The organism is Kitasatospora sp. NPDC101157 (assembly GCF_044768255.1).
Lineage (GTDB): Bacteria > Actinomycetota > Actinomycetes > Streptomycetales > Streptomycetaceae > Kitasatospora.
The window spans coordinates 101,046-114,989 of record NZ_JBIWPL010000009.1 but is presented as its reverse complement, the minus strand read 5'-3'; the positions used below and the strand labels follow the sequence as shown (position 1 = coordinate 114,989).

At 74.3% G+C, this 13,944-nt stretch carries 4 protein-coding genes; all 4 read left to right on the top strand.

The features are described from left to right. The first annotated feature begins 56 nt into the window (after nucleotides 1–56). From ACIRVF_RS20360 to ACIRVF_RS20345, 4 genes are read left to right on the top strand one after another with little or no spacing between them, the layout of a single operon-like run. Nucleotides 57–9,311: an amino acid adenylation domain-containing protein gene (locus tag ACIRVF_RS20360; RefSeq protein ID WP_402819361.1), complete on the top strand. Its 9,255-nt coding sequence runs from the start codon at nucleotides 57–59 to the stop codon at nucleotides 9,309–9,311. Then, nucleotides 9,298–10,995 carry a phytoene desaturase family protein gene (locus ACIRVF_RS20355; RefSeq protein WP_402819358.1) on the top strand — a complete coding sequence of 566 codons (1,698 nt, stop codon included), beginning with the start codon at nucleotides 9,298–9,300 and terminating at the stop codon, nucleotides 10,993–10,995. Before ACIRVF_RS20360 ends, ACIRVF_RS20355 begins: the two co-directional genes overlap by 14 nt. Before the next feature lie 14 nt (nucleotides 10,996–11,009). Then, nucleotides 11,010–12,674, top strand: coding sequence for a phytoene desaturase family protein (locus ACIRVF_RS20350; protein WP_402819657.1), 1,665 nt, complete (start codon nucleotides 11,010–11,012; stop codon nucleotides 12,672–12,674). After that, a complete protein-coding gene (locus ACIRVF_RS20345) occupies nucleotides 12,671–13,738 on the top strand; it encodes a zinc-binding dehydrogenase (protein ID WP_402819355.1) in 1,068 nt (355 codons plus the stop codon). The genes ACIRVF_RS20350 and ACIRVF_RS20345 overlap by 4 nt, the downstream gene beginning before the upstream one ends. The last annotated feature ends 206 nt before the right edge of the window (nucleotides 13,739–13,944 follow it).

The window sequence follows — 13,944 nt, the reverse complement described above, 5'->3', positions numbered from 1 at the left end:
AGCTCCGCGAGGCCGCCCCCTCGCCCCCGCCCGCGCCACCCCCCTCGGATTGGACCATGACCACCTCGCCCTTCGCCGTGCCCTGCGAACGGATCGCGATCACCGGCATCGGCTGCCGCCTGCCCGGCCACGCCAACGACCACCGCACCTACTGGCGGAACCTGATCGAGGGCCGGGACTGTCTCACCGACACCCCCGCCGACCGGTACGACACCGGCACCCTGGGCAGCCGGGACCGGGCCAAGCCGGGGCGGCTGATCGGCGGCCGGGGCGGCTACATCGACGGCTTCGACACCTTCGACCCGGACTTCTTCGGGATCAGCCCGCGCGAGGCCGCCCACATGGACCCCCAGCAGCGCAAGCTCCTGGAGGTGAGCTGGGAGGCGCTGGAGGACGGCGGGCTGCGCCCCGGCGAGCTGGCCGGGCGGGACGTCGGCGTCTACATGGGCGCCTTCACCCTGGACTGGAAGATCCTGCAGTTCGCCGACCTCGACTTCACCACCATCGCCGCGCACACCGCCACCGGCACCATGATGACGATGGTCTCGAACCGGATCTCGCACTGCTTCGACTTCCGCGGCCCCAGCGTCTCGATCGACACCGCCTGCAGCTCCTCGCTGGTGGCCGTCCATCTCGCCTGCCAGAGCCTGCTCCGCGGCGAGACCGAACTCGCCCTGGCCGGCGGCGCCCTGCTGCACATGGCGCCGCAGTACACGATCGCCGAGACCAAGGGCGGCTTCCTCTCCGCCGACGGCCGCTCGCGCGCCTTCGACGCCTCCGCCGACGGCTACGTGCGGGCCGAGGGGGTCGGCGTGGTGGTGCTCAAGCGGCTCTCCGACGCGCTGCGCGACGGCGATCCGGTGCACGCCGTGATCCTCGGCAGCGGCGTCAACCAGGACGGCCGCACCAACGGCATCACCGTCCCCAGCGCCGACGCCCAGGCGGCCCTGATCGAGCGGGTCTGCGCCGAGGCCGGGGTGCTGCCCGGCAGCCTCCAGTACGTCGAGGCGCACGGCACCTCCACCCCGGTCGGCGACCCGATCGAGGCGGCCGCCCTCGGCCGGGTGCTGGGCATCGGACGCCAGGAGGGGGAGCGCTGCTACGTCGGCTCGGTGAAGACCAACATCGGGCACACCGAGGCCGCCGCCGGGGTCGCCGGGCTGATCAAGACCGCACTGGCCCTCAAGCACCGCCGCATCCCGCCGCACCTCAACCTGGAGCGGCCCAACCCCGCCATCGACCTGGCCGCACTGCCCTTCGACCTCCCCACCGCCCCCGTCGACTGGCCCGAGCACCGGGGCCCGGCCCGCGCGGGCGTCAACTCCTTCGGCTTCGGCGGCACCAACGCCCACGTCCTGCTGGAGGAAGCGCCGCCGCCCGCACCCGTGGCGCCCACGCCGCAGCCGGCCGTCACCGTGCTGCCGCTGAGCACCCGGGACGCCGCCGCCCTGCCCGAACTCGCCGCCGCCGTAAGGAAGGAGCTGGCCGCCGGAGCCTCGCCGGCTGACCTCGGCCACACCCTGGCGCGTCGCCGCCAGCACCTGCCCGAGCGGCTCGCCGTGGTCCACTCCGGACCGGCCGAGCTGGACGAGGCCCTGGCCGCCTGCGAGCGCGGCGAGGCCCACCCGAGGGTCGTCCAGGGCCGCGCCCGCGACCGCCGGGACCGGCGCCTGGCCTGGGTGTTCACCGGCATGGGCCCCCAGTGGTGGGGGATGGGCCGGGGTCTGTACGAGGCCGAACCGGTCTACCGCGAGGCCGTGCGGGCCGTGGACGCGCAGATCCGCGCCCAGGCCGGCTGGTCGCTGCTGGAGGAACTCGGACGGGACGAGGCCGACTCCCGGATGGCCGCGACCTGGCTCGCCCAGCCGGCCAACTTCGCTGTCCAGGTGGGCCTTTCGGCGCTCTGGCGGAGCCACGGACTGCGGCCCGACGCGGTGGTGGGCCACAGCACCGGCGAGGTCGCCGCCTTCCACGAGGCCGGGGTCTACGACCTGGCCGACGCCGTCCGGGTGGTGCTCGCCCGCAGCGGGCTCCAGCAGCGGCTGGCCGGGACGGGCTCGATGCTCGCCGTCGGCCTGCCGGAGGCCGAGGCCGAGCGGCGGATCCGCCCGTACCGCGGCCGGGTCTCGCTCGGCGCCGTCAACAGCCCCTCGGCGGTCACCCTCGCCGGGGACACCGAGGCGCTGCGCGAACTCGCCGCGGAACTCGAACGGGAGGGCGTCTTCGCCCGCCCGCTGGACGTCGAAGTCCCTTACCACAGCGTGCGGATGGACCCGATCCGCGACGAGCTGACCGCCGCGCTGGCCGGGATCGAGCCGCGGCGGGCACGGCTGCCGCTCTACCTGACCGCCCGGGAGGGGCTGGCCCGGGGGCCCGAGCTGGACGGCGAGTACTGGTGGCACAACGTCCGCCGCCCGGTGCGCTTCCGGGCCGCCGTCGAGCGGATGGCCGAGGACGGGCACCGGCTGTTCCTGGAGGTCGGCCCCCACCCGGTGCTCGGCCACGCGATCCGCGAGTGCGCCGAGCGGGCCCACACCCTGCCCTCGATCCGCCGCGGGCAGGACGAGCCCGAGCGCGTCGCCCGCACCCTCGCCGAACTCCACACCCTGGGCGTCGAGTTGGACTGGACGGCGCTGCACCCGGGCGGGCGCCCGGTGCCGCTGCCGGGCTACCCCTGGCGGCGCGATCGGTACTGGGCGGAGCCCGAACCGGTCGCGCGGGTCCGGCTCGGGCGGGTCGACCACCCGCTGCTCGGCCGCCGCACCGCCGCCGCCCAGCCCACCTGGACCACCGCGCTCGACCCGGAGCGGCTGCCCTACCTGGACGACCACCGGATCGAGGGCCGGGTGGTCTTCCCCGCCGCCGGGTACGTCGAGATGGCCGCCCAGGCCGTCCGGGCGCTGACCGGCGGCACCGAGGTGGTGCTCGCCGACGTCGAGCTCAACCGGGCGCTGTTCCTCTCCGACACCGAACCCGTCCCCGTGCAGCTCGGCTACGCCCCCGAGGACGCCCGCTTCACCATCGCCTCCACCCCGCCCGGCGCCGAGCCCGCCGTCCACGCCGGCGGCCGGGTCCGCACCGGCCAGCGCCGCTCCCACGGGCCCGCCGCCGACCTGGCCGCCCTGCGCGCCCGCGGCCGGCACCTCGACGGGCCCGACTGCTACCGGCGCCTGGCCGAACGCGGCTACGACTACGGCCCGGCCTTCCGCGCCGTCGCCGAGGTGTGGACCGGGCCCGGCGAGGCCCTCGCCCGGATCCGCCCCACCGAGCAGCTCGGCCCCGACGCGGCCGACCACCACCTGCACCCGGTGCTGCTCGACGCCTGCTTCCAGACCCTGCTCACCACCCGGCCGGACGCCCCCGAGGACGGCGGCGTCCGGCTGCCGGTCTCCATCGGGGAGCTCCGGCTCGACGCGATCGGCGCCCGCCCGCTGTGGGTGCACGCCACCGTCACCCGGGACAACGGCGAGGAACTCCTCGGCGACCTCGCCCTGTACGCCGAGGACGGCGCCCCGCTCGGCCGGATCACCGGCTTCCGGGCCACCGACGTCGCCCGGGCGGCCGCCACCGTCAGCCTGGCCACCATCGACGGCTGGCTCACCGAACTCGCCTGGCGGGACGCCCCGGCACCCCCGCACGAGCGGCCCACCGGCGACCTGCTGCTCTTCGCGGACGACGACGGCCTCGCCGAACGGCTCGCCGAACTGGCCGCCGACCGCGGCGCCCGCTGCCACCTGGTCCGGCCCGGCGGCGCCTACGCCCTCGCGGACGGGACGGCGACCGTACGGCCCGACTCGGCCGAGGACCTCCGCCGACTGTTCGCCGACCTCCACCCGGCCCCGCGGAACGTCGTCCACCTGTGGAACCTCGACCTGCCCACCCTGGACACCACCGACCCCGGGCAGCTCCACCGGCTCGCCACCCACGGCGCCTACTCGCTGATCACCCTCGCCCAGGTGCTGCCCGCCGCCCACCCGGACGGGCGGCTGCACATCGTCACCCGGGGTGCCCAGGCCACCGGGCCGCAGGACCGGGTCGAACCGCTCGGCGCACCCGCCTGGGGCATCGGCCGGGTGCTGTGGCAGCAGGAACTCGTCGCCCAGCGCGGCCGGCTGATCGACCTCGATCCGGCGGTACCGGCCGGCGACCAGGCCGCGGTGCTGCTCCCCGAGCTGACGGCCGACCCCGCCGCCGACGACGAGCAGGAGCTCGCCCTGCGGGCCGGCCGCCGGCTCACCGGCCGGCTGCGCCCCGCCGAGGGCCTCACCCGGCCGCTGCCGCCCGTGCTGCGCCCCGACGGCAGCTACCTGGTCACCGGTGGCTTCGGCGCGCTCGGCCGACTGCTCTGCCGCACCCTGGTGCGGCGCGGCGCCCGCCGGCTGATCCTGGTCGGCCGCACCCCCCTGCCCGCGCGAGCCGAGTGGCACACCGTCGGACCCGCCACGCCCGCCGGGGAGCGGATCGCCTTCCTGCGCGAACTGGAGGCGCTCGGCGCCGAACCCCTGCTCGCCCCGGTGGACGTCACCGACGGAACCGCCCTCGAAGCCTGGCTCGCCGGCTACCGCGAGCGCGAACTCCCGCCGATCCGCGGCGCGTTCCACCTCGCCGGGCAGGTCAGGGACACCCTGCTGACCCAGATGGCCCGCCCGGCCTTCGACGCCGGATACGCCCCCAAGGTGGTCGGCGCCCACCTGCTGCACCGGCTGCTGCACGCCGAACCGCTCGACCACTTCGTGCTGTTCGCCTCCGTCGCCTCGCTGCTCACCACCGCCGGACAGACCAACTACGCGGCCGGCAACGCCTTCCTGGACGCCCTGGCCCACCACCGCCGGGCCGCCGGCCTGCCCGCGCTCAGCCTGGACTGGGGGCCCTGGGCCACCGGCATGATCGAGGAACTGGGACTGGTCGCCCACTACCGCGACGCCCGCGGCATGAGCTCGCTGCCGCCGGAGGCCGGCACCGCCGTGCTGGAACGCGTCCTCGGGCAGGACCGCGCCCAGCTGGTGGTCGCCACGGTGGTCGACTGGCCGACCTTCCTCGCCTGGTACCCGTCCCCGCCGCCGCTGGTCGCCGAGCTGGCGGCCGGCGCCGCCGAACAGGCCCCGGCCGGGACCGGCGGCTTCCTGGACGACTACCGCACCGCCGACCCGGACACCCGCCGCCGGCTCGCCACCGAGCGGTTCACCGCCGCCGCGGCGGCCGTGCTGCGCGCCGGCACCGACCGGATCACCCCGGACACCGGACTCGGCGCGCACGGCCTGGACTCGCTGCTCGCCATGGAGCTGCGCGCCCGGGTGCACGGCGAACTCGGCGTCGCCCTGCCGGTGGTGGCCCTGCTCAGCAACGGCAGCGTCGCCGACCTGGTCGACCTGCTCACCGAGGGCCTGGACGCGCTGCTCGCCGCCGAGGGCGGCCCCGAGCGGGCCGAGGTCGAGCTGCACACGGACGAGACCCGCTACCCGCTCACCCACAACCAGCAGGCGCTGTGGTTCCTGCGCCAGCTGCACCCGGACGGCTTCGCGTACAACATCGGCGGCGCGGTCGAGGTGCGGGCCGAACTCGACCCGGAGCTGGTGTTCGCCGCCTTCGCCTTCCTGGTCGCCCGGCACCCCGGGCTGCGCGCCGCCTTCACCGCCGAGGAGGGGCGGCCGGTCCAGCGGATCCGGGCCGAAGTGGTCCCCGACACCGGGCTGTTCGACGTCGAGGGGCGCCCGTGGGAGGAGATCCGCGAGCTGATCGTCCGCGAGTACCGGCGGCCGTACGACCTGGCGGAGGACCCGCTGGTCCGGCTGCGGCTGTTCCGGCGCGGGCCGGACCGCTGGGTGCTGATGAAGGCCGTCCACCACATCGTCTCGGACGCGATCTCCACCTTCACCTTCATCGAGGAGCTGTTCGAGGTCTACCGGGCGCTGAGCCGCGGCCGCACCCCCGAACTGCCCCCGGTGGCCGCCCGCTACCTGGACTTCCTCAACCACCAGAACCGCTTCCTGGCCGGGCCGCAGGCCCAGAAGATGCTGGACTACTGGCGCGGCCACCTGCCCGCCGGGATGCCGGTGCTGGAGCTGCCCACCGACCGGCCGCGCCCGGCGGTGCAGACCCACAACGGGGCCTCCGAGTTCTTCCAGCTGGACGCCGAACTCACCGCGCGGGTCCACGCCCTGGCCCGGGCGCACAACGCCACCCCGTTCATGGTGCTGCTCGGCGCCTACTACCTGCTGCTGCACCGCTGGTCCGGACAGCAGGACATCGTGGTCGGCAGCCCCGTCACCGGCCGCACCGAGGAGGAGTTCGCCTCCGTCTACGGCTACTTCGTCAACCCGCTGCCGCTGCACGTCAGCCTGGCCGGGGAGCCGACGGTGACCGAGCTGCTGGCCCGGGTGCGGGAGAGCGTGCTCGGCGGGCTGGACCACCAGGAGTACCCGTTCCCGCTGCTGGTCGAGCAGTTGGGCCTCCAGCACGACCCGAGCCGCTCCGCGGTGTTCCAGGCGATGTTCATCCTGCTCACCCACAAGGTCGCCGTCGAACGCTTCGGCTACCGGTTGGAGTACATCGAACTCCCCGAGGAAGAAGGCCAGTTCGACCTCACGCTGTCCGCCTACGAGGACCGCTCGGACGGCCGCTTCCACTGCGTCCTCAAGTACAACTCGGACCTCTTCGAGCCCGCCACCGTACGGCGCCTCGCCGCGCACTACCGCAACCTGCTGGACGCCATGACCCGGGCCGACGAGGCCGAACCGGTCGGCCGGCTGCGGATGCTGGACGCGGCCGAGCGGCAGCGCATCCTCACCGCCTTCAGCGGCGCCGAGCGGCGGATCGACCACGACGTGCCGCTGCCCGACCTGATCGCCAAGGCCGCCGCCGAACACCCGGAGGCGATCGCGGTGGTCGCCCCCGGCCGGGACTCCGTGCGGCGGCTCGGCTACGGCGAGCTGGACCGCCGCTCCCAGCGCGCCGCCGCCCGTCTGCGCGAACTGGGCGTCGGCGAGGGGTCGGTGGTCGCCGTCTGCCTGGACAAGTCGCCCGAACTGGTCACCACCCTGCTGGCCGTCTGGCGGGCCGGGGCCGCCTACCTGCCGCTCGACCCGGGGCACCCGGCCGACCGGCTCGCGTACCAGGTGGCCGACGCCGGGGCGGCCCTGGTCGTAGTGGACGAGCGGCGACCCGCCCCGGCCGAACTCCCGGCCCGGCCGGTCACCCTGGAGGAGCTGGACCGGCCGGCCGCCGGGGCCGCACCGCTGCCCGCCGCCGACCCCGACCGGCCCGCCTACGTGATCCACACCTCCGGCTCCACCGGCCGCCCCAAGGGCGTACGGGTCTCCCACCGCAACCTGGCCGCCGTGACGGCCGGCTGGCGGGCCGAGTACCGGCTGGACACCGAGGCCCGGGTGCACCTGCAGATGGCCGGAACGGCCTTCGACGTGTTCACCGGCGACCTCGCCCGGGCGCTCGGCACCGGCGGCACGCTCGTCCTGGTCGACCGCGAACTGCTCTTCGACACCGCCCGGCTGTACCGGGTGATGCGCGAGGAGGCCGTGGACTGCGGCGAGTTCGTGCCCGCCGTGGCCCGCGCCCTGCTGGCGCACTGCGAACGCGAGGGACTGCGGCTGGACTTCCTGCGGCTGCTGGTCGTCGGCTCCGACTCCTGGAGGGCCGCCGAGCACCAGCGACTGCGCGCCCTCTGCGGCCCGACGACCAGGCTGGTCAACTCCTACGGCCTGACCGAGGCCACCGTGGACAGCAGCTACTACGAGGGCGCCGCCGAGGCGCTGGAGCCCGGCCGGATGGTCCCGATCGGGCGGCCCTTCCCGAACAGCGCGCTGTACGTCCTCGACCGCTACGGCGAGCCCGTCCCCGCCGGGGTGCCCGGCGAGCTGTGGATCGGCGGTGCGGGCGTGGCGGCCGGCTACCCGAACGACCCGGAGCAGACCGAACGGCGCTTCCGCACCCTCGACCTGGACGGCACCCCCGTCCGGCTCTACCGCACCGGCGACCTCGGCCACTGGGACGCCGACGGCACCGCGCACCTGCTCGGCCGGATCGACAACCAGGTCAAGGTGCGCGGCCACCGGATCGAACCGGGCGAGATCGAGGCCCACCTCACCGCCCGTCCCGGCATCGCCGAGGCCTGTGTGACGGTCCGTCAGGACGCCACCGGCGAGGCGGTACTGGCCGCCTACCTGGTGCCCGCCGACGGCGTCCGGCTGGACCGCCGCGAACTGCGCCGCCACCTCGCCGAGCACCTGCCCACCGTGATGATCCCCTCCCACCTCGCCGAACTGCCCGCCCTGCCGCTCACCCCGAACGGCAAGGTCGACCTGGCCGCGCTGCCCGAGCCCGCGGCCGACACCGGCCGCGAGCCGCCCGAACCGCCCGTCACCCTCTACGAGAAGCGGGTCGCCGAGCACTGGTGCACGCTCCTCGGCCTGGCCGAGGCCGGCCTCCAGCACGACTTCTTCGAGCTCGGCGGCAGCTCCATCCGGCTGATCGAACTGATCCACCACCTGCAGACCGAGTTCGCGATCAGCATCCCGGTCGGCCAGCTGTTCAAGGTCACCACCCTGCACGGGATGGCCCGCACCGTCGAGCAGATCGTCACCGGCGAACTGGCCGGCGGCCAGCCCCACCTGTGGTTCAACCCCGCCGCGCCCGAGAACCGCACGGTGTTCTGCTTCCCGCCGGCCGGCGGGCACGGCCTGGTCTACCGGCAGCTCGCCGCCCACCTGCCCGAGCACCGGATCGCCGCCTTCAACTACCTGACCGGCGACGACAAGACCGCCCGCTACGCCGACCAGGTCGAGGCACTGCACCCGGTCGGCCCGTACCTGCTGCTCGGCTACTCGCTCGGCGGCAACCTGGCCTTCGAGGTGGCCAAGGAGCTGGAACGGCGCGGCCGCACCGTCACCTCGGTGCTGCTGCTCGACGCCTACCGGTCGACGGAGGCCTTCGACCTCGGCGAGGAGCACGTGGCCGTGTTCGAGCGCGAACTCCAGGAGCACCTGCACCGCCACACCGGCTCGCGGATCGTTGCCCGCGAGACGCTCGAACAGGCCCGTGAGTACCTGGAGTTCTGCAGCCGCACCCCCAACACCGGCACCGTACGGGCCCAGCTGGACGTGGTCTGCGAACCCGAGCGCCTCGCCGTGCACGTCGGCGACGAGCCGGGCTCCTGGCACGGCGCCTCCACCACCGGCACCGCCGTGTACGCCGGCCACGGCGGCCACGCCGAGATGCTCGACGGCGAGTTCGCCGCCCGCAACGCCGAACTGGCGGCCGCGATCCTGGCCGGAGGCACCACCGATGGCCGGGGCTGAGCGCGGGCCGGACTGGTCCGCCCGTCAGCGGCCGGCCGGCGGCCCGCCCAGGGTGATCGTGATCGGGGCCGGCCTGGCCGGCCTCGCCACCGGCTGCTACGCCCAGATGAGCGGCCTGGAGACCCGGATCTTCGAGAAGCACGTGCTGCCCGGCGGCTGCTGCACCGCCTGGTCCCGGCACGGCTACCTGTTCGACTACTGCATCGACTGGCTGATCGGCACCGCCGAGGGCACCGGAGCCCACCAGGTCTGGCGCGAACTCGGTGCCCTCGACGGCAAGTCCGTGACCCACTTCGACACCTTCAACCGGGTCGTCGACGAACACGGCCGGTCCGTCACCTTCCACACCGACCCGGACCGGCTGGAGGCCCACCTGCTGGCCCTCGCCCCCGGCGACGCCAAGCCGATCCGGGCCTTCTGCCGGGACCTGCGCCGCTTCACCGCGATCGACCTGCCCTGGGACCTCACCCCGCCGCCGCTGCGGACCACCCGCGAACGGCTGCGCACCCTGCGCGCCGTACTCCCCGCCTTCCGGCTGTTCTGGCGCACCGCGACCACCCCGATGAGCGGCTTCGCCGAGCGCTTCCAGGACCCGCTGCTGCGCCGGGCCTTCCCGACCATGTTCCTCCAGGAGCCGGCCGGCTTCCCGCTGCTGCCGTACCTGTACACCCTGGCCGCCGCCCACACCGGCAACGCGGGCTTCCCGCAGGGCGGTTCGCTCGGACTGGCCCGCTCGGTGGAGGCGCGGTACACCTCACTGGGCGGGGTGATCGGCTACCGCTGCCGGGTCGACCGGATCCTGGTCGAGGAGGGACGCGCCGTCGGCGTCGAACTGCGGGACGGCTCCCGGCACTTCGCCGACCACGTGGTGGCCGCCTGCGACGGACCGACGGTGCTCGACCGGCTGCTGCGGGGCCGCTACTCCAGCCCCGCCACCGACCGGCTGTACGGCGAACTGCTGGAGAAGCCGGGCAACCTCTACCCGGCCGTGGTCTCCGCCTTCGTCGGGGTAGACGGTCCGCTGCCGCCGGGCGAACCGCACTGCACCACCTACCTGCTGGCGCCCCACGACGCCGGGCGGCTGCCCGGCTCGCTCCAGCGCAGCCTGGTGGTGCAGCTGCGCTCCGCCTACGCGGAGGGCTTCGCCCCGCCCGGCAAGTCGGTGCTGCACTGCACCTACTTCAGCGACTACCGCACCTGGAAGGAGCTGCGGGTCCGCGACCGCCGGGCCTACCGGGCCCTCAAGCAGGAAGTCGCCTCCTTCGTGCGGGAGTTCCTGGACCGGATGCATCCCGGGCTCGGCGCGCGGATCGAACTGGTCGACGTCGCCTCCCCGGTGACCACCGAGCGGTTCACCGGCAACACCCGCGGCAGCATCCTCGCCTGGCAGGCCTTCTCCGAGGCCGAGGACACCGCCAACCGGCTGGTCAACCGGGACCGGATGCGGCTGCCCGGGCTCGGCGGCTTCTCCATGGCCGGGCAGTGGGCCTCGCTCGGCGGGCTGATCCGGGCCGCCACCAGCGGCCGCTACGCGGCCCAGTACCTCTGCCGGGAACTCGGCCGGCCGTTCCGGGCCTGGCCCAGCGACAACCGGGAGCCCTGGCACCCGGGCAAGTGGGGCCGGCTACCGCAACTCGACCGGGTCACCGTCGGGGCACCGGAGTCGTCGGGAGTGGGCGAATGAACCCCAGGCAGAGCATGGTCATCATCGGCGGCGGGCTCGGCGGCCTGTCCACCGGCTGCTACGCGCGGATGAACGGCTACCGCACCCGGATCCTGGAGATGCACGAGCTGCCCGGCGGCTGCTGCACCGCCTGGGACCGCGGCGAGTTCACCTTCGACTGCTGCATCAGCTGGCTGCTGGGCAGCGGGCCGGGCAACGAGATGCACCGGATCTGGCTCGAACTCGGCGCACTGCAGGGCAAGCGGGTGCGCAACTTCGACGTCTTCAACGTGGTGCGCACCCGGGACGGCCGGGCGGTCTACTTCTACTCCGACCCGGACCGGCTGGAGGCCCACCTGCTGGACCTCGCCCCCGAGGACGCCCGGCGGATCCGGCAGTTCTGCGACGGCCTGCGCACGTTCCGTCTGGCGCTGGCCCGTTACCCGTTCCTCAAGCCGGTCGGGCTGATGGGCCGCCGGGAGCGCTGGCGGATGCTCGCCTCCTTCCTGCCGTACTTCAACGTGATCCGGCGCTCGATCTCGGTGCTGATGAGCGACTACTCGGCGCGGTTCCGCAGCCCGCTGCTGCGCGAGGCGTTCAACTTCGTGCTGTACGAGAAGCACCCCAACTTCCCGGTGCTGCCAACCTACTTCCAACTCGCCTCGCACGCGGGGCAGTCGGCCGGGGTGCCGGAGGGCGGCTCGCTCGGCCTGGCCCGTTCGATCGAGCAGCGCTACCGGCGGCTCGGCGGGGAGATCACCTACAACGCGAGGGTGACCGAGATCCTGGTCGAGCGGGACACCGCCGTCGGGGTGCGGCTGAGCGACGGGCAGGAGGTACGCGCCGACATCGTGGTGGCCGCCTGCGACGGCCGCACCACGATGATGGACCTGCTCAAGGGACGCTACCTGAACGACACCTACCGTCGGCTCTACACCAGGACGCTGACCGAGCCGGGCATGGTCTTCCCCGGCTACCTGACCGTCTTCCTCGGGCTGCGCCGCCCCTTCCCGGCGGGTGACCCGTGCACCACCTACCTGCTGGAGGAGGAGTTCGCGGCGAGGCTCACCGGCATCCGCCACCCCAGCATCAACATCCAGTTCCGCAGCCGCCACTACCCGGAGCTGTCGCCGGCCGGAACCACCGTGGTCTACGCCAGCTACTTCTGCGACATCGCCCCCTGGCGGCAGCTGAGCACCGGCCCCGAGCAGGCCCCCCGGCTGCGGCGCGGCGAGGAGCTGCACACCCTGCCGGTCGGCCGGGGCCGGGAGTACCAGCGGGAGAAGCGCCGGGTGCGCGACGCCGTCATCGAGTTCCTGGACGGCCACCACCCCGGGCTGCGGGAGGCGGTCGCCGTCCGGGACGTCTCCACCCCGCTGACCCAGGTCCGCTACACCGGCAACTACGACGGCACGGTGCTCGGCTGGCAGCCCTTCGTGGAGGGCGGGGAGACCCTGGAGGAGGAGATCAAGCGCAACGGCCCGGGACTGCCGGGGCTGGCGAACTTCTACCTCTCCGGCGTCTGGGCGACCACCGGCGGACTGATCCGCGCGGCCGCCGCCGGCCGGCACGTCGTCCAGTTCATCTGCCGCGACGACGGCCGGCGGTTCACCGCCGAAGTGGACGACTCGGCCCCGCCGCCCATCCTGATCACCGAACCGGTCGGCCCCGACGACCGGCAGTTTGGAGTCACCTCGTGAGTGATGTGGTTCGGATCGAGAAGTGGATCGTCAGCGAGCACGCGGACGGCGTCCCGGACGTGGACCGGATGTACCGCAAGGTCGCGGAGGAGGTGCCCGTCCGGCTCGCCGAGGACGAGATGCTGCTGCGCACCCGGTGGGTGTCGGTGGACCCGTACCTCCAGGGGATCGCGCTGGACACCCCGGTCGGCGACCACATGGGCGCCGACTCGATCATGGAGGTGGTGCGGGCCGGTCCCGCCGCGCGGTTCGCGGTCGGCGACCTGGTGCAGGGCTTCGGCGGCTGGCGCAGCCACGTGATCGGCAACGGGGAGTCCTGGCTCTGGCAGACCGGGACCTTCCCGATGGTCTTCCCCGCCTACCGGCGGCTGGACCGCGCGGACCACGACGAGGCGCTGCCGGTCACCACGGCGCTCGGGCTGCTGGGCGGCCCGGGGATGACGGCCTGGGGCACGGTGGAGAAGTTCCTGGACGTCCGCCCCGGCCAGACGGTGCTGGTGAGCGGGGCCAGCGGGGCGGTCGGCTCGGTGGTCGGCCAGCTCGCCAAGCTGAGGGGTGCCAGGGTCATCGGAACCACGGCGACCCCGGCGAAGGCCGAGTGGCTGGAGGAGCTGGGCTTCGACGCGGTGCTGAACTACCTCGACGGCGACGACCCGGAGCGGCTGGCGAAGGAGCTGGCCGGGCTCGCCCCGGACGGCGTCGACCGCTACTTCGACAGCCTGGGCGGCACGCTCACCGACGCGGTGTTCGGGATGCTCGCGGTGGACAGCCGGGTGGCGGTCTGCTGGCAGTGGGGGAGCCAGGTGGGCGGCGAGTGGGCGGGTCCCCGGCTGCTGCCGATGATCATGTTCCCGCGCACCCTGATCCGCGGGATCTTCGCGCTGGAGTGGTTCACCGAGGAGAACTGGTCCGCGCTGCGGCGGGACCTCGGCGCTCTGGTGCGCAGCGGGAAACTGCGCTACCGGCAGACCGTCCACCAGGGGTTCGACAGTATCCCGGCGGCCTACCGCAGCCTCTACACCGACCGGTCGGCGAGCCGGGGGAAGGTGCTGGTCGAGCTGTGAGGGGCCGCGCGGGGTGAGGACGAGCCGCCGGCCGGGCTCGGCCCCGTCGCCCGCAAGGCCGTCACCGGCTGAACCTCACCGTGTCCGCGCTGTCGCTGGTGGCCGCCTGGTGGCGGGCGAGGCGGGCGCGGACGGCGGCGTGAGGTCCGGGAGCCCGCAGGAGGGGCCCCTCGGCCTGGCGGCGCCGAGGGGCCGGTCTGCTGCCG

Bases quoted from the DNA above. Each gene is read 5' to 3' on its own strand.
- ACIRVF_RS20360 (WP_402819361.1), top strand. From the start codon at position 57: ATGACCACCTCGCCCTTCGCCGTGCCCTGCGAACGGATCGCGATCACC.
- ACIRVF_RS20355 (WP_402819358.1), top strand. From the start codon at position 9,298: ATGGCCGGGGCTGAGCGCGGGCCGGACTGGTCCGCCCGTCAGCGGCCG.
- ACIRVF_RS20350 (WP_402819657.1), top strand. From the start codon at position 11,010: ATGGTCATCATCGGCGGCGGGCTCGGCGGCCTGTCCACCGGCTGCTAC.